This window comes from Pseudomonas sp. NY15435 (assembly GCF_048068295.1).
Taxonomy (GTDB): Bacteria; Pseudomonadota; Gammaproteobacteria; order Pseudomonadales; family Pseudomonadaceae; genus Pseudomonas.
Genome location: NZ_JBLUQA010000003.1, coordinates 607,796 through 627,502 on the forward strand (window position 1 = coordinate 607,796; position 19,707 = coordinate 627,502).

The 19,707-nt window shown below is 59.7% G+C and carries 22 protein-coding genes, 1 pseudogene and 1 riboswitch; of the genes and pseudogenes, 9 read left to right on the forward strand and 14 right to left on the reverse strand.

The window, feature by feature from the left end; all coding sequences use genetic code 11:
* Positions 1-194: 194 nt before the first annotated feature.
* Positions 195-806 (reverse strand): cob(I)yrinic acid a,c-diamide adenosyltransferase, encoded by a 612-nt coding sequence (gene cobO, locus ACNFH5_RS10170; protein WP_416745589.1) that lies wholly within the window; start codon positions 804-806, stop codon positions 195-197.
* 269 nt (positions 807-1,075) lie between these two features.
* Positions 1,076-1,301, reverse strand: a riboswitch (cobalamin riboswitch).
* Positions 1,302-1,431: 130 nt separating this feature from the next.
* Between cobO and ACNFH5_RS10175 the strand changes: the two genes are divergently transcribed.
* The 4 genes from ACNFH5_RS10175 to ACNFH5_RS10190 are packed head-to-tail and all read left to right on the forward strand — an operon-like array spanning position 1,432 to position 4,925.
* Entirely contained in the window at positions 1,432-2,577 is a 1,146-nt protein-coding gene (locus ACNFH5_RS10175) for an MlaE family lipid ABC transporter permease subunit (RefSeq protein WP_416745591.1), read from the forward strand.
* On the forward strand, positions 2,574-3,359 hold the full coding sequence (locus tag ACNFH5_RS10180; protein WP_416745593.1) for an ABC transporter ATP-binding protein: 786 nt from the start codon (positions 2,574-2,576) through the stop codon (positions 3,357-3,359). Before ACNFH5_RS10175 ends, ACNFH5_RS10180 begins: the two co-directional genes overlap by 4 nt.
* Before the next feature lies 1 nt (position 3,360).
* On the forward strand, positions 3,361-4,299 hold the full coding sequence (locus tag ACNFH5_RS10185; RefSeq protein ID WP_416745595.1) for an MlaD family protein: 939 nt from the start codon (positions 3,361-3,363) through the stop codon (positions 4,297-4,299).
* Positions 4,296-4,925 carry an ABC-type transport auxiliary lipoprotein family protein gene (locus ACNFH5_RS10190; RefSeq protein ID WP_416745597.1) on the forward strand — a complete coding sequence of 210 codons (630 nt, stop codon included), beginning with the start codon at positions 4,296-4,298 and terminating at the stop codon, positions 4,923-4,925. The genes ACNFH5_RS10185 and ACNFH5_RS10190 overlap by 4 nt, the downstream gene beginning before the upstream one ends.
* Before the next feature lie 6 nt (positions 4,926-4,931).
* Here the strand turns inward: ACNFH5_RS10190 and ACNFH5_RS10195 are convergent, their stop codons facing one another.
* The 3 genes from ACNFH5_RS10195 to ACNFH5_RS10205 all read right to left on the reverse strand — a co-directional run bounded on the left by ACNFH5_RS10195 (position 4,932) and on the right by ACNFH5_RS10205 (position 6,153).
* Complete coding sequence (locus tag ACNFH5_RS10195; RefSeq protein WP_401033169.1) at positions 4,932-5,183, reverse strand: hypothetical protein; 252 nt, start codon at positions 5,181-5,183, stop codon at positions 4,932-4,934.
* A gap of 199 nt (positions 5,184-5,382) precedes the next feature.
* Positions 5,383-5,589, reverse strand: a complete 207-nt coding sequence (locus ACNFH5_RS10200; protein ID WP_138526277.1) for a hypothetical protein — start codon at positions 5,587-5,589, stop codon at positions 5,383-5,385.
* Between the two features lie 129 nt (positions 5,590-5,718).
* Positions 5,719-6,153: a hypothetical protein gene (locus tag ACNFH5_RS10205; protein WP_416745600.1), complete on the reverse strand. Its 435-nt coding sequence runs from the start codon at positions 6,151-6,153 to the stop codon at positions 5,719-5,721.
* Positions 6,154-6,407: 254 nt separating this feature from the next.
* On the opposite strand from ACNFH5_RS10205, the gene ACNFH5_RS10210 reads away from it, so the two are divergent.
* The 5 genes from ACNFH5_RS10210 to ACNFH5_RS10230 all read left to right on the forward strand — a co-directional run bounded on the left by ACNFH5_RS10210 (position 6,408) and on the right by ACNFH5_RS10230 (position 10,589).
* Positions 6,408-7,409: a D-cysteine desulfhydrase gene (locus ACNFH5_RS10210; RefSeq protein WP_416745602.1), complete on the forward strand. Its 1,002-nt coding sequence runs from the start codon at positions 6,408-6,410 to the stop codon at positions 7,407-7,409.
* 119 nt (positions 7,410-7,528) lie between these two features.
* Positions 7,529-8,329 (forward strand): cystine ABC transporter substrate-binding protein, encoded by an 801-nt coding sequence (tcyJ, locus tag ACNFH5_RS10215; RefSeq protein WP_416745604.1) that lies wholly within the window; start codon positions 7,529-7,531, stop codon positions 8,327-8,329.
* Complete coding sequence (gene tcyL, locus ACNFH5_RS10220) at positions 8,329-9,000, forward strand: cystine ABC transporter permease (RefSeq protein WP_171049556.1); 672 nt, start codon at positions 8,329-8,331, stop codon at positions 8,998-9,000. Before tcyJ ends, tcyL begins: the two co-directional genes overlap by 1 nt.
* Positions 8,997-9,764 carry an L-cystine ABC transporter ATP-binding protein TcyN gene (tcyN, locus tag ACNFH5_RS10225; protein ID WP_416745606.1) on the forward strand — a complete coding sequence of 256 codons (768 nt, stop codon included), beginning with the start codon at positions 8,997-8,999 and terminating at the stop codon, positions 9,762-9,764. The genes tcyL and tcyN overlap by 4 nt, the downstream gene beginning before the upstream one ends.
* Positions 9,765-9,890: 126 nt before the next feature.
* Positions 9,891-10,589, forward strand: coding sequence for a pirin family protein (locus tag ACNFH5_RS10230; protein WP_416745608.1), 699 nt, complete (start codon positions 9,891-9,893; stop codon positions 10,587-10,589).
* A gap of 63 nt (positions 10,590-10,652) precedes the next feature.
* Here the strand turns inward: ACNFH5_RS10230 and ACNFH5_RS10235 are convergent, their stop codons facing one another.
* The 10 genes and pseudogenes from ACNFH5_RS10235 to ACNFH5_RS10280 form a co-directional block, all read right to left on the reverse strand.
* On the reverse strand, positions 10,653-11,315 hold the full coding sequence (locus tag ACNFH5_RS10235; RefSeq protein ID WP_416745610.1) for an O-methyltransferase: 663 nt from the start codon (positions 11,313-11,315) through the stop codon (positions 10,653-10,655).
* Between the two features lie 15 nt (positions 11,316-11,330).
* Positions 11,331-11,861, reverse strand: coding sequence for a C40 family peptidase (locus ACNFH5_RS10240; protein ID WP_416745612.1), 531 nt, complete (start codon positions 11,859-11,861; stop codon positions 11,331-11,333).
* An 80-nt stretch (positions 11,862-11,941) separates the two neighbouring features.
* Positions 11,942-12,568 carry a C40 family peptidase gene (locus ACNFH5_RS10245; RefSeq protein WP_138215336.1) on the reverse strand — a complete coding sequence of 209 codons (627 nt, stop codon included), beginning with the start codon at positions 12,566-12,568 and terminating at the stop codon, positions 11,942-11,944.
* A 69-nt stretch (positions 12,569-12,637) separates the two neighbouring features.
* Positions 12,638-13,402 carry an NAD-dependent deacylase gene (locus ACNFH5_RS10250; protein ID WP_416745614.1) on the reverse strand — a complete coding sequence of 255 codons (765 nt, stop codon included), beginning with the start codon at positions 13,400-13,402 and terminating at the stop codon, positions 12,638-12,640.
* A 28-nt stretch (positions 13,403-13,430) separates the two neighbouring features.
* Positions 13,431-14,102 (reverse strand): DNA-3-methyladenine glycosylase I, encoded by a 672-nt coding sequence (locus ACNFH5_RS10255; protein ID WP_416745616.1) that lies wholly within the window; start codon positions 14,100-14,102, stop codon positions 13,431-13,433.
* A gap of 21 nt (positions 14,103-14,123) precedes the next feature.
* Positions 14,124-14,951 (reverse strand): tRNA 2-thiocytidine(32) synthetase TtcA, encoded by an 828-nt coding sequence (ttcA, locus tag ACNFH5_RS10260; protein ID WP_017522174.1) that lies wholly within the window; start codon positions 14,949-14,951, stop codon positions 14,124-14,126.
* 302 nt (positions 14,952-15,253) lie between these two features.
* Positions 15,254-16,078 carry a hypothetical protein gene (locus ACNFH5_RS10265; RefSeq protein ID WP_416745618.1) on the reverse strand — a complete coding sequence of 275 codons (825 nt, stop codon included), beginning with the start codon at positions 16,076-16,078 and terminating at the stop codon, positions 15,254-15,256.
* Positions 16,075-17,184 carry a hypothetical protein gene (locus ACNFH5_RS10270; protein WP_416745620.1) on the reverse strand — a complete coding sequence of 370 codons (1,110 nt, stop codon included), beginning with the start codon at positions 17,182-17,184 and terminating at the stop codon, positions 16,075-16,077. The genes ACNFH5_RS10265 and ACNFH5_RS10270 overlap by 4 nt, the downstream gene beginning before the upstream one ends.
* Positions 17,185-17,199: 15 nt before the next feature.
* On the reverse strand, positions 17,200-18,519 hold the full coding sequence (locus ACNFH5_RS10275) for a hypothetical protein (RefSeq protein ID WP_416745622.1): 1,320 nt from the start codon (positions 18,517-18,519) through the stop codon (positions 17,200-17,202).
* Positions 18,520-19,132: 613 nt separating this feature from the next.
* Positions 19,133-19,603: pseudogene (locus ACNFH5_RS10280) on the reverse strand (tyrosine-type recombinase/integrase); the annotation flags it as partial.
* Positions 19,604-19,707 lie beyond the last annotated feature (104 nt).

The following is a 19,707-nucleotide window of genomic DNA, read 5'->3' on the forward strand; positions in this document are numbered from 1 at the left end:
CCTTACCCCAGCCCTCTCCCAGAGGAAGAGGGAGCAGTTGGGTGTGTCCTGTGGGATGGCTTTTCGTCGATCAACAACCGCGCTGCGGTCAGCCGAGGCAGCAGAGCCTGCCGGCGAGCGCCAACGTTTCTTCAAACACCGAACGGTCCCCTCTCCCCCCGGGAGAGGATTAGGGTGAGGGAAGCCCCAGACCATCAGAACTCCACCCCTTTCTGCGCCTTGATCCCTGCCTTGAAGGCATGTTTCACCAGGCCCATTTCGGTCACGGTATCGGCGGCCTCGACCATCTCCGGCTGCACGCCGCGCCCAGTGGCGACCACATGCTGCATCGGCGGACGCGCGGCGATGTCGGCCAGCACGGCGTCCAGTTCCAGGTAGCCGTGCTTGAGGGCAATGTTCACTTCGTCCAGCACCACCAGGCCGACCTGCGGGTCGTTCAGCAGTTGCCGCGCCACGTTCCAGGCGGCCTGTGCCTTGGCGATGTCGCGCTGGCGGTCCTGGGTTTCCCAGGTGAAGCCTTCGCCCATCACATGGAAGCTGACTTCCTCGGGGAAACGACGGAAGAATGCCTCTTCGCCGGTGGTCGCAGCCCCCTTGATGAACTGCACGACGCCCACCTTCATACCGTGACCGAGCGCGCGAGCGACCATGCCGAATGCCGAGCTGCTCTTGCCCTTGCCGTTGCCGCTGTTGACCAGGAATACGCCGCGTTCGCCCTGGGCCTGGGCGATCTTCTCGTCGATCACCGCCTTCTTGCGCTGCATGCGCGAGCGATGGCGCTCGTCCTTTTCTACGGATTCAGTCATGGCAGGTTGCTCCTGAAAGGATTTGCACGGGCGTGAGGTTGCCGGCCAGGTGGCAGCCAACCAGGGATGGAATGGGCAGGGATTCGCCGCTGGCGCGCGCGGGCGCCATGCGGCAGAGGCCGGCCAGCACGAAGGCTGTCGACCTGGGGAATAGGGGTTTCACCTGAAGGATTCTCCGCCGCTCTCACCCGCGCGGCACTAACCAGTCGGGGCAGACGGAGGACGGCAACGCGCGGCGCATGGCGCCGACGTCGGCAGCGCCTCCCGCGATGCCATGCGATGCAGCAGGCCGGTCTCCGGGCTTGCGAGTGGAAACGTCTGGGTTTCCGAAGGAACCGCGCCTTCCCATGCCGGCGGCACAGTGGCTGTTTGCGGTTCGAAGCTCGCTTACCGTTGCGGGGGCAGCGCCGGAATGGTCGATTGCGCATCGACTTCACCGGCTTCCCTGTTTCACTCGCGGCTCGCGCCGAGAGCACCTGAAGCAGGCGCGCAGCTTAGTGGCTGGCGAGCTGGGGCGTCAATTGAACAGGATGTCGCCGAGGCCCGCCGTATCCGCCGCAAAGGCTCTACAAAGCGTCACACAAGTCAAGTGGTCGCGACGCGTAACTTCGCTAGAATGCGAGTCATGATGACGACTGCCCAGCCCGGCCAGCTTCAGCTCGACACCACCGCCAGCCCACCGCTGATGCACGTCAGCGGCGACTGGACGCTCGCGCATTTCTCTACGCTGGAAGCCCAGGTGGCCGCCCAGCGCAGCGCCGAATCGCCCGCCCAGCTGGATTTCGCCGGCCTCGGCGCGCTGGATACCGCCGGTGCCGCCCTGCTCGCCGAGATCATCGGCGGCGCCCGCATGAGCCAGCTGGAGCAGATCGCCCGCAATCTGCCCGCCGAACGCCAGGCGCTGCTGCGCACCGTGGGCAGCGCGATCACCCAGTGCCGCCTCGACGAAAAGGCGCCCCCTCCGGGCAACGCGCTGGTCGATGTACTGGAGCGCATCGGCATCGCCTCGGTCACCTTCAAGGACCACCTGATCGGCCTGCTCGGCTTCATCGGTCTGACCCTGCAGACGCTGGTGCGCAACCTGCTGCGCCCACGCCGCTGGCGCATGACCTCGCTGGCCGCGCACATGGAGGAGACCGGGCTGGACGCCGTGCCCATCGTCGCCCTGCTGACCTTCATGGTCGGCGCGGTGGTGGCCTTCCTCGGCGCCACCGTGCTGCAGAAGTTCGGCGCGCAGATCTACACGGTCGACCTGGTGGGCTTCTCCTTCCTGCGCGAATTCGGCGTGCTGCTCACCGCGATCCTGCTCGCCGGTCGCACCGCCAGCGCCTTCACCGCACAGATCGGCTCGATGAAGGCCAACCAGGAGATCGACGCCATCCAGGCCCTGGGCCTCGACCCGGTGGAGCTGCTGGTGCTGCCACGGGTGCTGGCGCTGCTGCTGACCCTGCCGATGCTGACCTTCCTGGCGATGATCTCCGGCATCTTTGGCGGCGGCGTGGTCTGCGCCCTGAGCCTGGACATCTCACCACGCATGTTCCTCTACATGCTGCAGAACGATATCGCCGTGCAGCACTTCCTGGTGGGCATCGTCAAAGCCCCGGTGTTCGCCTTCATCATCGCTGTGATCGGCTGCCTGGAAGGCTTCCGAGTCAGCGGCAGCGCGCAGTCGGTGGGCGAACACACGACCTCCAGCGTGGTCCAGTCGATCTTCGTGGTGATCCTGCTGGATGCGATGTTCGCGCTGTTCTTCATGGAGATGGGCTGGTGAGCGAACCGATCATCGTCGTCCGCGACCTGGCCAACCGCTTCGGCACCCACGCGGTGCACGAGCACCTGGACCTCGACGTGATGAAGGGCGAAATCCTCGGCGTGGTCGGCGGCTCGGGCACCGGCAAATCGGTGCTGCTGCGCAGCATCATCGGCCTGCGCCAGCCCAGCGAAGGCAGCGTGCATGTCTTCGGGCAGAACCTGCCGGCACTGCCGCCGCTGGAGCGCTCGAAACTGGAAAGACGCTTCGGCGTACTGTTCCAGAATGGCGCGCTGTTCTCCTCGCTGACGGTGAGCGAGAACATCTGCCTGCCGCTGATTGAACACGCCAGGCTGTCGCGCAGCGATGCCGAGTTCATCGCCAAGGTTAAAATCTCCCTCGCCGGCCTGCCGCCGGACGCGGGGGCCAAATATCCCTCGGAACTGTCTGGCGGCATGGTCAAGCGCGCCGCCCTGGCCCGCGCCCTGGCGCTGGACCCGGACATCCTGTTCCTCGACGAACCCACCGCCGGCCTCGACCCCATCGGCGCGGCCGCTTTCGACCAACTCATCCTGACCCTGCGCGACGCCTTCGGCCTCACCGTGTTCCTGGTCACACACGACCTGGACACCCTCTACACCATCTGCGACCGCGTCGCCGTGCTCTCGCAGAAGCGCGTGCTGGTGGTCGGCCCGCTGGACCAGGTCGCCCAGACCGACGACGCCTGGGTTCAGGACTATTTCCACGGCCCGCGTGGCCGTGCCGCGCTGCAGGCCACCGAACACCTGCGGGAGGAAAACTAAAATGGAAACCCGTGCCCATCACGTGCTGATCGGCCTGTTTACCCTCGTCGTGTCGATCGGCGCGCTGCTCTTCGCCCTGTGGCTGGCGCAGTCGAGCAACGACCAGAAGTACAAGGTCTACGACGTGATCTTCAACGAGGCAGTGACCGGCCTGTCCGAAGGCGGCACCGTGCAGTACAGCGGTATCCGCGTGGGTGACGTGGTATCCCTGCGCCTGGACCCGAACGACCCGCGCAAGGTCCGCGCGCGCATCCGCGTCTTCGACAGCACGCCGATCCGCGAAGACACGCGCGCCAAGCTGGCCCTCACCGGCGTCACCGGCCAGGCCATCATCCAGCTCTCCAGCGCCGCCCAGGACAGCCCGCCGCTGGCCAGCAAGGACGGTGAAGTGCCGGTGATCAAGACCATTCCTTCACCCTTCGCCAAGCTGCTGGCCAACGGCGAGGACATTGCCACCAACATCAACAATCTGATCAACAACGTGAACCGCATGTTCTCCCAGGAGAACGTCGACCGCATCAGCCGCACCCTGGACCACATCGACCAGGCCACCGGCGTGGTCGCCGAGCAACGCGGGGACATTCGCCGTACCGTGCAGGAACTGGCCGCCGCCAGCGAGCAGGCACGTATCACCCTGGCCAACGCCAGCCAGTTGCTGGAACGCGCCAACCAGACCCTGGGCGGCAAGGGCCAGATCATCATGGACGACGCACAGAAGACCCTCGCCTCTCTGCGCAGCAGCAGCGAGCGTGTGGATCAACTGCTGAACAGCAACTACGACTCGGTGAACGGCGGCCTCAACGGCCTGGGTGAGATCGGCCCGGCAATCCGCGAACTGCGCTCCACCCTGGAAGACCTGCGCGGCGTCACCCGCCGCCTGCAGGAAAACCCCACCGGCTACCTGCTCGGCCGCGAGCGCAACAAGGAGTTCCAGCCATGACCGCCCTTCCCCGCCTGCTCGGCGCCGCCGCCCTGGTCAGCCTGCTGGGCGCCTGCTCGATCCTCCCGCAAGCGGAGAGCCCGGACTTCTATCTGCTGCCGGCCACCCAGCAACCTGCGCGCAGCAGCGCGACGGTGAACTGGTCGCTGCGCATCAGTGCGCCTACCGCCAGCCTGGCGCTGGACAGCAACCGCATCGCCGTGGTCCCGCAAGGCAACCAACTGAGCAGTTACCAGGGTGCACGCTGGAGCAACCGCGCACCGGGCCTGCTGCGGGATCGCCTGCTCGACGCCTTCACCGCCAACGGCGGCATCCGCGCCCTGAGCAGCGACGAAGCCAGCCTGCAGGCCGACCTCGACCTGACCGGCGAGCTGCGCGCCTTCCAGAGCGAGTACCAGAACGGCAGGCCGGTGATCCACATCCGCTACGACGCTCGCCTGGTGCGCACCCTCGGCCAGCGCATCGTCGCCTCGCGCACCTTCGAGGTCAGCCAGCCGGTGGATGGCAAGCAGGTGCCCGAAGTGGTCAGCGCCTTCGGCAAGGCAGCCGATCAATTGTCCGCGCAGGTAGTGGAGTGGACGTTGCAGCAGGGACAGCAGCAGAAGTTCACGCCGCCCACCCAGTAAGTCGCCTCAGCGGCAGTGGTAAGGACTTTCGCCCTCCAGTTCCTGATCCGTCTCCACGTCCTTGATGGTGACGATGGCCTTCGGGTAAACCGAGCAGAGCGAGTTGCGCACGGTGTAGATACCGCTGCCATGGGCAAGGAACTTGCCATTGCTCAGGGCTTTGCCGGACTCGTCATGGGCGCTGACTTCGTAGTTGCCGGTCATGGTGATGCAGCCGGCAAGCGCCAGCAGGGAAAGGACAGGAACGAGGACTTTCATGGATTCTCCTTGGACGCGAGGCGCGCTCCTGCCAAAGCGCAGGGCGGTGCAGTTGTCATTCCGTGACGGGTTCGCGAGAGCGGGAAATGGCCAGCCAGCGTGGCAAGGCCGATGCGGATACGACCGATGCCGGCCGCCGCAGTTCAGCCAGCGCACCCGCAAGAGCGCTGGCTGACAGTGTTTCGGACGAGAGGTTGTATCAGCGCTTGCCCATGGAGCGACGCGAGCCGCGCGGGTGCGGCGGACGGTACTCGGCCTGGTCGTGAGGCTTGCGATGCTGGTAGGCGGTTTTCGCCTGCTGCTGCGCGGCAAGTGCGGCCTTGGCCAGCTCGGCCAGGGAGAGTTTGGGTTGTTCCTGCGCGTTGTCGGCGCTGTCGTCGCGGGGCGGCTGTTGAGAGGACGTCATGGGGAGACCGGTTCTGAAAGGTTCGAAACGGCGTACATGATAGCCGATCCCGGTCGCTTCCGGCTGCCCGCCCGCACGAGTGGTGCGGGCACAGCCATCAGCAGGCTGTCGGTTGAACGGCAATCGCCATCAGCTTGGCGGGAACAGGGTGTCCGGGCGGGTCACGTACTCGGTCGCTTCGGCTTCGGTCATCACCCAGATCTGGCTGATGCGACTATCCAGGCCCATCTTGATGCCGACGAACTTGCCGCTGATTTTCGGCAGCATGCCGTAGACCATGAAACGGTTGTTCTCGTCGCGGATGCGGATGGAGACCGACAGCGGATAGCTGATGGTCTTTTCATACAGACCAATGGTGATGACCTGGCGTAGCAGGCTCGGCTTCGGTCGTTTCAGGGTGATCACCGGATACACCGCACTGTCGACGAAGCCCACCATCATCCCCGAGGGAATCACCCGGTCGGCCAGCGCCGGGCTGCTCAGCCCCAACATCAGGGCCAGTGCGCCAAGCAACTGAAGCGTCCAGCGTTGCAGCGAAGCGCGCGAAGGTACTGCAGATGTCATCGGATTTTCCCGCCCTGGTTTTCCTGTTTTCATTATCGCCCGGTTATAGATTCCGGATCTGAAGGTGGAGCGTAGCGGTTCGCCGCGCCGCTGTCCGCACATTGATTCACAGCCTCCGGAGTTTCCACGGTGCGATGGCACATCGACGTGCGACATTCCCGTGCAAGGCGGCGTCACGCGGCCGCCGACCACATTGCAGGCGCCCCTCGCGCGCTCTATCGTGACGCATCCCGCCGCCACACCGAGAATCCCCCATGAGTGCCCTGCGCGAAGCCCTTGCCCGCTTTTCCCGCCTCGAACTCGCCGGTGGCCCGACGCCCCTGGAAAAGCTGGAGCGGCTCTCCGCACACCTGGGCTGCGAGTTGTATGTGAAGCGTGACGACACAACGCCCTTCGCCCTGGGCGGCAACAAGGTGCGCAAGCTGGAATTCCTCGCTGCCGATGCGCTGAAGGCCGGCGCCGACACACTGGTCACCGCCGGCGCGATCCAGTCCAACCATGTGCGCCAGACCGCGGCCGTCGCGGCGAAGCTCGGCCTGCACTGCGTAGCACTGCTGGAAAACCCCATCGGCACCAATGACCGCAATTACCTGAGCAACGGCAACCGCCTGCTGCTGGACCTGTTCGGCACCGAGGTCGAACTCGTCCCCAATCTCGATACCGCCGACGAACTGCTGGCACAGGCTGGCGAACGCCTGCGCCGTGAGGGCCGCAAGCCCTACATCGTGCCCATCGGCGGCTCCAATGCGCTGGGAGCCCTGGGTTACGTGCGCGCCGGGCTGGAACTGGCGGAGCAGATTCACAGCAGCGGCCAGGCGTTCTCCGCTGTGGTGCTCGCCTCCGGCAGCGCCGGCACCCATGCGGGCCTGGCGATCGCGCTGGCCGAGGCCTTGCCGGAGCTGGACGTCATCGGGGTAACCGTTTCGCGGACCGACGCAGCGCAACGGCCGAAAGTCGAAGGGCTGGCTGCGCGCACGCTGGAACTGCTCGGCCACGACTCGGCGACCCGGCCGATCATCCAACTGTGGGACGAGTATTTCGGCCCGCGCTACGGCGAACCCAACGCCGGCACGCTGGAAGCAGTGCGCTTGCTGGCGAGCCACGAAGGCCTGCTGCTCGACCCGGTGTACACCGGCAAGGCCATGGCCGGATTGCTCGATGGCGTCCGCCGTGATCGCTTCGTAAAACCAGGGCCTATCCTGTTCCTGCACACCGGCGGTTCACCAGCGCTGTTCGCCTATCATTCGGCCACTTGAGTTACATACCATTCAGAACTATGCATGTAATTTTTTATTATTTTATTGCATAACGATTCTGCCCATATAGTCGCCACGCGTTGACTAACCTGCTTAAAACACCAAAAACGGGGACCACCATGACCTTCTCCGCACTGCGACGTCATTTCCTGCTTGCCAGCCTGACCCTCACCCTCGGCGCCAGCTTCTTCGGCCAGGCCCAGGCCGCCGACGACCTGCTCGCCCAGATCAAGTCCAAGGGCGAAGTCCGCGTCGGTCTCGAGGGCACCTACCCGCCTTTCAGCTTCCAGGACGAGAACGGCAAGCTGGCCGGTTTCGAAGTGGACTTCTCCAACCTGATCGCCAAGGAACTGGGCGTCACCGCCAAGCTCCAGCCGACCAAGTGGGACGGCATCCTCGCCGCACTGGAATCCAAGCGCCTGGACCTGGTGATCAACCAGGTGACCATTTCCGACGAGCGCAAGAAGAAGTACGACTTCTCCGACGCCTACACCGTTTCCGGCATCCAGGCGCTGGTGCGCAAGGGTGACGAAGGCAAGTACGACGCGCCGGAAAAACTGGCAGGCGTGAAAGTCGGCGTGGGCCTGGGCACCAACTACGAGCAGTGGCTGCGCGAACACGTGCCGCAGGCTGACGTGCGCACCTACGAAGACGATCCAACCAAGTTCCAGGACCTGCGCAGTGGCCGCATCGACGTGATCCTGGTGGACCGCCTGGCCGCCTTTGACATGGTCAACAAGACCAAGGGCGCCATGGCGCTGACTGGCGCGCCCTTCGCCCGCCAGGAAGCCGGCATCGCCCTGCGCAAAGGCAATCCGGAACTGCTCGCGGCGCTGAACAAGGCCATCGAGAAATTCCGCGCCGACGGCACGCTGAAGAAACTCTCGGAGAAATGGTTCCAGGCTGACGTCACCCAATGATCGAGGAAAGCCTGCAGCTTGCGCTGGATTCCGCGCCCTTCCTGTTGAAGGGCGCGGTCTTCACAGTAGTCCTCAGCGTAGGCGGCATGTTCTTCGGACTGCTGCTGGGCTTCGTGCTGGCGCTGATGCGCCTGTACGGCTTCACCCCCGTGCGCTGGATCGCGCGCATCTACGTGTCGTTCTTCCGCGGCACGCCGTTGCTGGTCCAGCTCTTCATGATCTATTACGGGCTGCCCCAGGCCGGCATCGAACTCGACCCGCTGCCGGCGGCACTGATCGGCTTCTCGCTGAACATGGCCGCCTATGTCTGCGAAATCCTCCGCGCCGCCATCGGCTCCATCGACAAGGGCCAATGGGAGGCCGCTGCCAGCATCGGCATGACCCGCGCCGAGACCCTGCGCCGGGTGATCCTGCCGCAGGCCGCGCGCACCGCCCTGCCGCCGCTGGGCAACAGCTTCATTTCGCTGGTCAAGGACACCGCCCTGGCCGCCACCATCCAGGTCCCGGAATTGTTCCGCCAGGCCCAACTGATTACCGCGCGGACCTTCGAGGTCTTCACCATGTACCTGGCTGCCGCGCTGATCTACTGGATCCTCGCGAGCATCCTGTCGCACCTGCAGAATCGCCTGGAAGACCGGGTCAACCGTCATGACCAGGAGCACGACGCATGATCGAAGTACGCCAGCTGACCAAGCAGTTCCGCGGCCAGGAGGTGCTCAAGGGCATCGACCTGACCGTCGCGCCTGGCGAAGTGGTCGCGATCATCGGCCCCAGCGGCTCGGGCAAGACCACCCTGCTGCGCTGCCTGAACCTGCTGGAAGTACCTAACGGCGGAACCATCCAGGTCGGCGACATTCTTATCGACGCCTCCCGGCCACTCAGCGGCCAGCAAGGGCTGATCCGCAAGCTGCGCCAGCACGTGGGCTTCGTCTTCCAGAACTTCAACCTGTTCCCCCACCGCACCGCGCTGGAGAACGTGGTGGAGGGCCCGATCATCGTGAAGAAGGAGCCGCGCGCCCAGGCCATCGAGCGTGCGCGCCAACTGCTGGCGAAGGTTGGGCTGGCCGGCAAGGAGGACTCGTACCCCAAGCGCCTCTCCGGCGGCCAGCAGCAACGTGTCGCCATCGCCCGCGCCCTGGCCATGCAGCCGGACGTGATCCTCTTCGACGAACCCACCTCGGCGCTGGACCCGGAGCTGGTCGGCGAGGTCCTGGCGACCATCCGCGGCCTGGCCCAGGAAAAACGCACCATGGTCATCGTCACCCATGAGATGAGCTTCGCCCGCGACGTCGCGAACCGGGCGATCTTTATCGACAAGGGAGTGATCGTCGAGCAGGGCGACGCCAAGGCGCTGTTCGCTCACCCGAAGGAAGAGCGCACCCGCCAGTTCCTCAGCAAATTCCTCGATCAGGGCGAAAAGCGCACAGCGGAATAGGATCGAATAATTCGATCTATATCTGCCGATATTTGCGCTTTTTTATCGATCATCTGCGCGAGAAGATAGCCCCATGAACCGCGCGGCCTGGCCCACCGGCCAGCCGCGCCCCACGAGGACTATGTCATGATCGAACGCAGACCCTTCCAGCAACTCGGCGGCGCCAACCACGGCTGGCTCAACGCCAAGCACCACTTCTCCTTCGCCGAGTACTACGACGCCGAGCGTATGGACTGGGGCAACCTCCGCGTCTGGAACGATGACGAAATCGCCGCCGGCACCGGCTTCCCGCCGCATCCGCACCGCGAGATGGAAATCATCACCTACGTACGCCAGGGTGCGATCACCCACCAGGACAGCCTGGGCAACAAAGGCCGTACCGAAGCGGGCGACGTGCAGGTGATGAGCGCGGGCTCGGGCATCGTGCACTCCGAGTACAACCTGGAGAAGGATGTCACCAAGATCTTCCAGATCTGGATCATACCCTCAGTACGCGGCGGCACGCCGTCCTGGGGCGCCAAACCCTTCCCGAAGGGCGACCGCGCCGGGCGCTTCGTGACCTTGGCCAGCGGCTATGAAAACGACGCCGACGCCCTGCGCATCCGCGCCGAGGGCCGCCTGGTCGCCGCCACGCTGAAGGCTGGTCAAACCGCCGAGTACGAACTGGGCAACGGCCACCGCGCCTACCTGGTGCCGGCAACTGGCAAGGTCGAGGTCAACGGCGTAGAACTGCTGGCCCGCGACGGCGCTGCCATTGCCGATGAGGTGGTGGTGAAAGTCACCGCGCTGGAGGACAGCGAAGTGATTCTGGTGGATGTCGCCTGACTCAGGCGCTGGTAACGAAAAAGGCACGCCGATTGGCGTGCCTTTTTTCTATCGATTCCTGCCTCAACGCTTGCGGCAAAGGCTCATGCCATCACCGATCGGCACCAGCGAGTAATCCACGCGCTCATCCGTCTTCAGTGCCAGGTTGAGTTGCTGGATCGCTCGTGTGTCCGCGCTTTCCGGATTCGCCTCCAACACTCGCCCGCTCCACAGCACGTTGTCGAAGACCACCAGGCCGCCCGAACGCAGCAAGGTCAGGGCATGCTCCAGATAAATGGGATAGTTGGCCTTATCGGCATCGATGAAGACCAGGTCGAAGCTACCCTGTTGGTCGCCAGCCACCAGGGCTTGCAGCGTGGCCAGAGCCGGCCCGAGGCGCAGTTCGATGCGAGAATCGACGCCGGCTTCGCGCCAGTAGCCTCGAGCGATATCGTTGTACTCACCGGGAAGATCGCAACAAAGGATATGGCCGCCCTCGGGCAAAGCCTCCGCCATGCACAAGGCGCTGTAGCCGGTGAAGGTGCCGATTTCGAGAATGCGCTTGGCGCCGGTCAACTTGACCAGCAACGCAAGGAACTGGCCCTGTTCCGGGGCGACCTGCCAGCGGGACATCGGCAGGCTGGCAGTCTCGGCGCGCAGCCGTGCCTTGACGGGCGAGTCGCGCAGGGAAACATCGAGAAGGTACTGGTAGAGCGAGTCGTCAAGGTTGAGCGTACGGGTGGTCATTGGCCCTCCTGAGCATCAGGGGTGGAGGGCGAGACTCTGCACGGCGAGGACACGCTTGGCTTCCAGGAAGGCTTTCTGCCAATAGGCGCTGTCGAGGCTGTCCAGGCGTACGGTCCCGCCCGTTCTGGGCGCATGAACGAAGCGCCCTTCCCCGACATAGATACCCGCATGGCTGACGCCACGTCCACCGCTGGTAGCGAAGAACACCAGGTCGCCACTCTGCAGGGACTCGCGACCGACGGTGGGCGCACGCAGGGAGATCATCTCGCGGGTGGAGCGCGGCAGCATCAGGCCAGTGGCATCGCGGTATACGTAGCCGATCAGGCCGCTGCAATCGAAACCGCTATCAGGCGTGTTGCCGCCCCAGCGATAAGGCGTACCGACCAGGCCAATGGCACGGATCAGGACATCGTCAGCAGCCTGGGTGTTGTAGACGGGAGCAGCGGGCGCGTTCACCACGGGAGGCGGTGACGGCGGAGTACGACTGGCGCAGGCGGCCAGCGAAGCGATGAGAGCGAGGAAAATGATGCGCTGAGGAACGAGCATGTGATGGCATCCCGTCAAGGAGTGCCATCACTTTGTACCAACAGTGAGTTGAGCGCAATACTTAAAGTAAAACTTTAAGTTTAGCGGGTCACCGTCTTCGGCTCGTAGCCGGGCTCGAGCACACGCTTGGCTTCCATGTAGCTCAGGCGCCAGTAGCTCTCGTCCAGGCTGTCCACCCGCACACCACCGCCACGGCGGCTGGCGGAATGGATGAACTGGCCGTCACCGATATAGATACCGGCGTGGCTGACACGACCGCGACCACGGTTGTTGAAGAAGATCAGGTCGCCCGGCTGCAGGTCTTCTTTCGAGACCAGCGGGACATCCATATTGATCATCTCACGCGTGGAGCGCGGCAGGCTGATGCCCGCTTCTTCGCGGAACAGATAGCCCACGAAGCCGCTGCAATCGAAGCCGGTCCGCTCCGATTTCCCACCAAAGCGGTACGGAGTACCGATCAGCGAGAACGCGCGGTCCAGAATGTCGGATACATGGGCAGTCGAACTGCCGTTATCGTTTTTGGCCCCCTCGTCCTGCGACTCATTCATCAGCGCTATGTTGTGCTGATTTACCTGGAACGCTGCTCGAGTGGCAGGCACTGAAGCGACCTGGTTCGGCTGCGATTCCGGCGAATGGCTGGCGCAAGCTGCCAGCAGCAGAACGAAACTCATGGGCACGAGGGGTGCTAAGCGTTTAAGCATGGGCACGACCGTGTCTCATTAGCTCCATTTATTAGCGGGCTAATTTGCCCGCTCAATGGGGGCAATGCAAGTTTTTTATCGCGGAATGTGACTCAGCAGGCGCGGCATAATGTCTAAGGCTCGACCAACCATTCTTTCTTCGACCACCGAACTCAGGTCGGTCAGCCCCGGATTCACTTCTGCGGTAAAGCCTCCCGCGTCCCGCGTGCGCAGCACCGGCTCGATGATGTAGGGGAAGCTCGCGGTGGTCCCCACCAGCAGAACGGCATCGAATCCCCTGCGCAATTGCGCATAGAGTGTGTCGATCGCCTCCTCTGGCAACATCTCCTCGAACAGTACCACCGGTGGGCGCAGCACTCCTGCGCAGCGCGCGCATTTCGGCGGCAGCGGCCCATCCAGATGCCCGTCCAATTCAGCGCTCTCCAGTCCGCAAGACTGGCAATACAACGGCGCCAGCTCACCATGGATCTCGATCAGCCGCTCCGGCGGCGACCCGGCGCGACGATGAAAGCCATCGATGTTTTGCGTCAGCACCCAGCACTCCGGCTTGAGCCGTTGCAGTTCGGCGATGGCCTCATGGCCTGCGTTAGGCCGCGCATTCAGGCAGGCCTTGCCCAGTTCGGCCAGGTACTTCCAGCACAGCGCCGGGTCCTTCTGCAGCATCGGTCCAGAGATGGCTACCTCTATGGGTATCCCTTCCGCCGTGCGGCCGTTGTACAGGCCGCCCAGGCCACGATAGGTGGGCATGCCGGAATCGGCAGAGAGTCCGGCGCCGGTGATCACCAGGATGCGTTCGGCGCGGGCCAGTGCCGCGCCGGTACGTTCGATGGCCAAATCCAAGCGCCCTCCTCCGCAGCCGAGCTGCGCGTCAGTGGTTGACCGTGTACGACAGCATCATCGAGATATGGCACAGCGGACGACCGCTTTGTTCCTGCCAGGTGTTGAATGCGGCCTGCACCAGGGCCAGGTCCTTCAGACTGGTCGGCGTCTTGTCGACGATTTCCTGGGCCTTGAGCGCGGCGACTACGTCATCACTGAGAACAAAGGTGTCCTTCCCAGCCATGCGCAGGAAACGTGGCGCGGACATTCCGCCCAACTGGCTGCCACGCTTGGCCACCAGCTTCCATAAGCCAACAATGTCGCTGGACGGCCAGTCTGCCAGCAACTTGCCGAAGCTGCCGTACTCCCGGGCGATATCCAGGACGAACTGGGCGTTGCGCGGCACGCTCTTGAGCTTGCCCAGGTGGCGGATCAGCCGGGCATCCTGCATCAGGTTTTCCAGACGCTCGCCGCCCATCAACACGACCTTCTCCGGATCGAAGCCGAAGAAGACTTCCTCGAAGGCCGGCCACTTGGCATCTACCAGGCTGTGCTTGAGCCCGGCGCGGAAGATGCGCAGGCTGATCAGCGACAGGTAGCGATCATCGCCGACCGCCGCCAGCTCTGCCGGCGACTTGCAGTGTGGCAGGCGGGCTTCCAGCGCTTCGACCGAGCCGAAGCGGTTCAGGCAGAACTCGTACAGCCACTGGTAATCGCGCATCGAACGTCCTTGCGGAAGGAATTACAGGTTCATCACGTCGAGAAAGCGCGGGGTGGCGGTCTCGTCGATGCGCAGGCTGTTGAAGTCGAACAGGTTGCGGTCGGCCAGTTGCGACGGCACCACGTTCTGCAGGGCACGGAACATGATCTCGGTGCGGCCCGGCGACTTCCGCTCCCAGTCCAGCAGCATCTCCTTGACCACTTGGCGCTGCAGGTTTTCCTGCGAACCGCACAGGTTGCACGGAATAATCGGGAACTCCTTGAGCACCGAGTAGGCCTCGATATCCTTCTCGTTGCAGTACGCCAGCGGGCGGATCACCACGTTGCGGCCGTCGTCGGACAGCAGCTTGGGCGGCATGGCCTTGAGGGTGCCGCCGTAGAACATATTAAGGAAGAAGGTTTCCAGGATGTCGTCGCGGTGGTGCCCCAGCGCCATCTTGGTCGCGCCGATCTCGTCGGCGTAGGTGTAGAGGGTGCCACGGCGCAGGCGCGAGCACAGCGAGCAGGTGGTCTTGCCCTCCGGGATCTTCTCCTTCACCACCGAGTAGGTGTCCTTCTCGATGATGTGGTACTGCACGCCGATGGATTCCAGGTAGGCCGGCAGCACGTGCTCAGGGAAGCCGGGCTGCTTCTGGTCCATGTTCACCGCGACGATCTCGAACTGGATTGGCGCGACTTTCTGCAGGTACAGCAGGATGTCCAGCAGGGTATAGCTATCCTTGCCGCCGGACAGGCAGACCATGACCTTGTCGCCGTCCTCGATCATGTTGAAGTCGGTGACCGCTTCGCCAACCTGGCGGCGCAGGCGTTTCTGCAGTTTGTTCTGGTTGACCGAAAGGGTGCTGGCCATGGTGCTCTGAAATCCGAAGGGCAAGACGAAAAGCCGATCATTTTACGCGCAAATCGCCAAAACCGGACACCCTCCACCTAAGCCACTGATCTAATTAGCATTTCCAAAAGCCCTCCCAAGCAGGTGTCGAAGGAAAGTCGAAACCGGAAAGGCTTATCCATAACCTCGCCCCCAAATCTTGGGCAGGTTGCGACGGGAGCAAGTTACTACACCGGTTGTCCGACAGAAAAGTCACCTCCGATGAGAGTAAAAGCTAAAAAAATTCAAATAAATAAAATAGAAAAGATAACTTATATACTTAGCTAATCTTGCAGCGGCGTCACAGATGTGCCAGATACGGGAGGTGCTAATGCGGGGCTAAACCCGAACCCCAAACACACACTATCATTCCAAAACACCTCCACTCTTCGATTATACCCCTCCATCTTTTCTATAGGCTTATCGTCCAGCGTTGTATCACGCAAGCGACGAGCAGACATCATGTCCTCAAATGCCCCCCACTCAAAGACACTTACTGCCTCCGACGTGATTCTTTCCAATACATCCTTTACAGCAACCGCCCTCTTATTTGCCAACATTAAATTCATCGCCTCATTATTTCTTATGAATTTTGACGAACTGGCAAATCCTCTAACCCAAAGAGTCCCAGACTCACAAGACCTAAATACAGCAAATGAGTTCTCCAGCCGCTCAATCTCAGATGCAGAAAGGGCAGAGCCTCCATTACTAAAGAATACTGTAAATGCAAAGACTGAAGGATTCACAGCTACTTCAGGCTGTTGAACCAAGTCACGACCCACAATACTACCGGACCCAGGAAACAAAGATACTACGACAATACATAAGCTTAATATCGCGGAACACATACCTGCGATACCGAGAACTACCCTTTCCTTACCAACCGACCGCACGGCAAAATACAGAACAAGAAAACAGACAGGAGCTAGAAGCACCCCAATCATTAGCAACTTAGGATTAGCCCTTAGCGGGATCGGTGGAGTTCCGCCAAAATACAACGCATCTGGTACAGCAATTGACACACCTAGCAAGATCAAACATATCAACAACCAAGCCAGGAAATGCACTGCAAGCCCAGTAATCTTGAAACCTCTCCCGGGGCTATTCATGGAGCCGCCCTTCGCCGACTAATTATTGCATAAAGCAGAGGAATCTGATCAGCCCGCCGCATTGAGAAGGTTGCATCTGGATTGGCATGAAAACTAGTAGGACTAAGATTTGCAACAAGCCCAGCACATGTAACTTTACAGCATACATTCCCCTCCCCCCAAGAGCGCAGCTTCTTTCCATCCAATTCACTATCTGCCTGGATCCAAGCATTTTCAGGCATCAAAACCCATATACGCTCAGGAATAACACGCAAACTTCCGTCTGACTCAAAATAGCCAGATGTTAACTGCCCATTTTCGATACTTTTCTTGTCAAGAAGATCGCTAGAAATCCACGCCCGCTCTAATGAGACCTCCAGAATCCGAGGCAGGAAAGCAAGGTTTGCTTCAATACTCTCATTCGGATCCGAGCTAGGCATTACTTTAGCTCGGCACTTACCCGACTGAGGGAGCACTAGCGCCCCCTTATTCCACGCTCCTGGTGCATCATCCGATGGCATAGATGCCACTTCAAAGGCTGGAAAATCAAACGATATCCCGACCCCCTGCTCGCCATAGTCCTTTATAGCTTTTTTTAAAGTCTCAGTATTAGGAAGGGCAGCCAAGCGTTGTTGAGCTTTTTCATACAAGGAAAAATCAATAGGCGTCGGGCGCCCGGCATACCTTCTCTGTAGTTCATCAGCAAGCCGCCTTAATGGATCACCATTTGAATCAAAACTGTCGCCTGACAACTCCAGCAAGGAGCTGGATAAAAAATCCCCATATGCAGCTTGAAGCGATGTCGAATTAAACCTCAGATTTACGGACTCCGCCAAAGTCTGGCGACCCAATGAGCGAATAGTATCTCGTCGAGAAGAGGTTGTATCTAACGAAAAAGCTTCGCCACTTGTTGCCGCAAAGCTCACAACCCACTTTGAACTATCCTCATACTTTTTTCGAACAATACTTTCTATCGCTGCATTATCAGTTACAACCTCCCAATTTCCGCTTTGCAGATGATGCACCAGCTCCAAAACATGCGCTCTAAAATCTTTACTTAAAAAAGCACCAGCTAGAGCTCCAAAAAAAACAATCAGCACGTGCCCTAATACATATGCTCCCTTCATGACCGCAGCCTCTTATTACTTGGTTGACTCGGTCACAATTGCTATGACAACCGGAACATCTGTAGATGTTGACCGACCATAATACCCATCCGCCGTATTATACTCTCGCTTAAACTCCGAACTTCCGCCACCCCCTCCAATACTCCACGGCCCAATGCGAACTCCGCCGCTACCACCAGAGTTTTTACGCATTTCGCTCAAATAAGTAGTACTCAACTTAGCTTCAAAAACCATTCGACGCGCTACGATTGCGCCTTTCACTAATCTAGGTATAGATCCGTCTGGGCCAAATATTTTTTCCTTTCCGCCTAGCTGTGCACCAGGTTTCATTGTCAGCACCCCAGCATCGATTGCCTGTAGAAAAGATGGATCAAACCAAGGCCCAGGACGGAGCGAAACATAGGTCAAATTACAAAATTTTATCTTTATATTATCACCGGACGTCATAACTACATTTGAACCATTACCACCACCCCCTCCCAAATTTACATTAACAAAACCCCCACTCCAACCACCGCCACCATTCCAATTAGAAGATCTCACAGTCTGAGAGCTAGTAGTTTGATTAAAAGACCAAACATCCCACCCCTCTTCATTTTCGTTTGAACAATCTGCAGATATTGACTTTAATGTCGCAAACCCGCCTTCATAGCTATACACCCCGGTCATATCGCTAGAGGCATTGGCCAACTCAGCACGCAGAAGTTTGAGCGCATCAATCCAATGTGAACCAATAGGAGCATATTTTTGGACCTTGACGGTAGCAACCTGAAGCTTGGCCTGAACGCTATTAAAATAACCTCCTAAATCAGACTTGAACTGATTCCTTGCCAAGGTATCCACCGGCTCACCTTGCGCCTTCAGCTCCTCTTGCCTTTCCTTCCACAACTGCCGAAACGAATTGACACGCGCAATATATTCATCAACAGCCTTATTGTATTCATTTTGAGCTTTTAAAAACTCGTCTTCCTGAGCCTTTGGAAGTTCAGGAAGTGCAACATCAGATATAATTCTACTATAAGCCTGATGAAGACTCAGACTCATTCGCGAAGGATCTACATTAAAAGTATTCTCAGGAATAGCACCCGCTATACGTTGAAGCTCAACTAATCCGTCACGATCTCGAGAAGCCCATGTCGCGGGAACTACAATAGTTAGTGCATGAACTTCTTCGGAAGAGGTATTCGCAGGTAAAAATTTAGACAATCTATCCCAAACCGAATTCCATGCTTTTTCATCGAGCGTCTCCGCCATTGCGGCGTTTGAGCTTATAGTTAAAACCATGAAGCTTATTAACACCCAGAAAGCCGAGACAGTCTTGCTGTAACTCTCCATAAAATTCAACCTCAACCATTGAGCACTCTTAACCCATCAACAAAGACCCCTCAACAACAATCTAAAGCGGTCAATCCAAGACCTTGCTCACCACATATAAAAAATAGCAAGCAACTCACTCAGACATTGATGACCCTTCCCCAAGAAAGCATCAGCTTCAAACAAGAAACAACCGAAACAACCAAGCACATCGGAGATTAGAAGAGTGCCATGAAGGCCCCATCGCAAAAATTACAATAGTTAAGGCTTACGAAAATTCACTAAGAGACTTAGATGTTTTTCTCATAACAATAATTTGAAATCCTTTACCAGAGTTAGCGCTTTCACCACAGCAGAAGAACCTTTTCGTTTTATAGCCATTCCGAATCACCCTTGTACCGAGCATCTCATCTCGCGATAGCCTTTAGTTTATTGGCGCCAAAAATCAACCAACAAACAAACCCCACTAAAACCTCTTACACAAAATCCAAAGGGGATCTAAAACCACGAGACACAAACCATGCACGGAAACAGCAGACTAATTAGATGAAAATAATACAAAGGCAGAACCGTCTCTCAACCTAAATACCCAAACCCCAATAATGCAACCTCCATAAATTTCATCTACTGTACTTCACACAACTCCCGACGCCTCCGAACCATCCTTAAGATTTGATATTGGATTAAGCCTTATTGCGTCTTGCAAGTATTCGGGAGTCAGATGTGCATAACGCATCGTCATATTCAACGAGGTGTGCCCAAGAATCTCCTTGAGTGCCAGGATATTTCCGCCATTCATCATGAAGTGCGACGCGAAGGTGTGGCGCAGGACGTGAGTACACTGGCCACGCGGCAGCTCGATGTTGCAGCGCTTCAGCATGCGGGCGAATGCTTCTCGGCAGAAAGGGAAACGGTCTTTCTTGGCGAAGTAGGCCTCAAGACGATCTTGCAACTCCTGGGAGATCGGCACAGAGCGGACACGCTTAGACTTGGTGTTGGCGAATACCACACAGCCGGCACGAACCATCGGCCAAGTCAGACGTTGAGCTTCCGACCATCGCGCTCCCGTCGCCAAGCAAATCTCTGATATCAGCGCTAAGGATGGTCTGAATTAGCCCCGACGTTCCGAGTCCGATAGCCCAGTTGCTTCAAAAAACGACCTGCCGAGCAGGCGGCTGGGCGATATGCCCCAAGCTCTGCCCGGTTTGG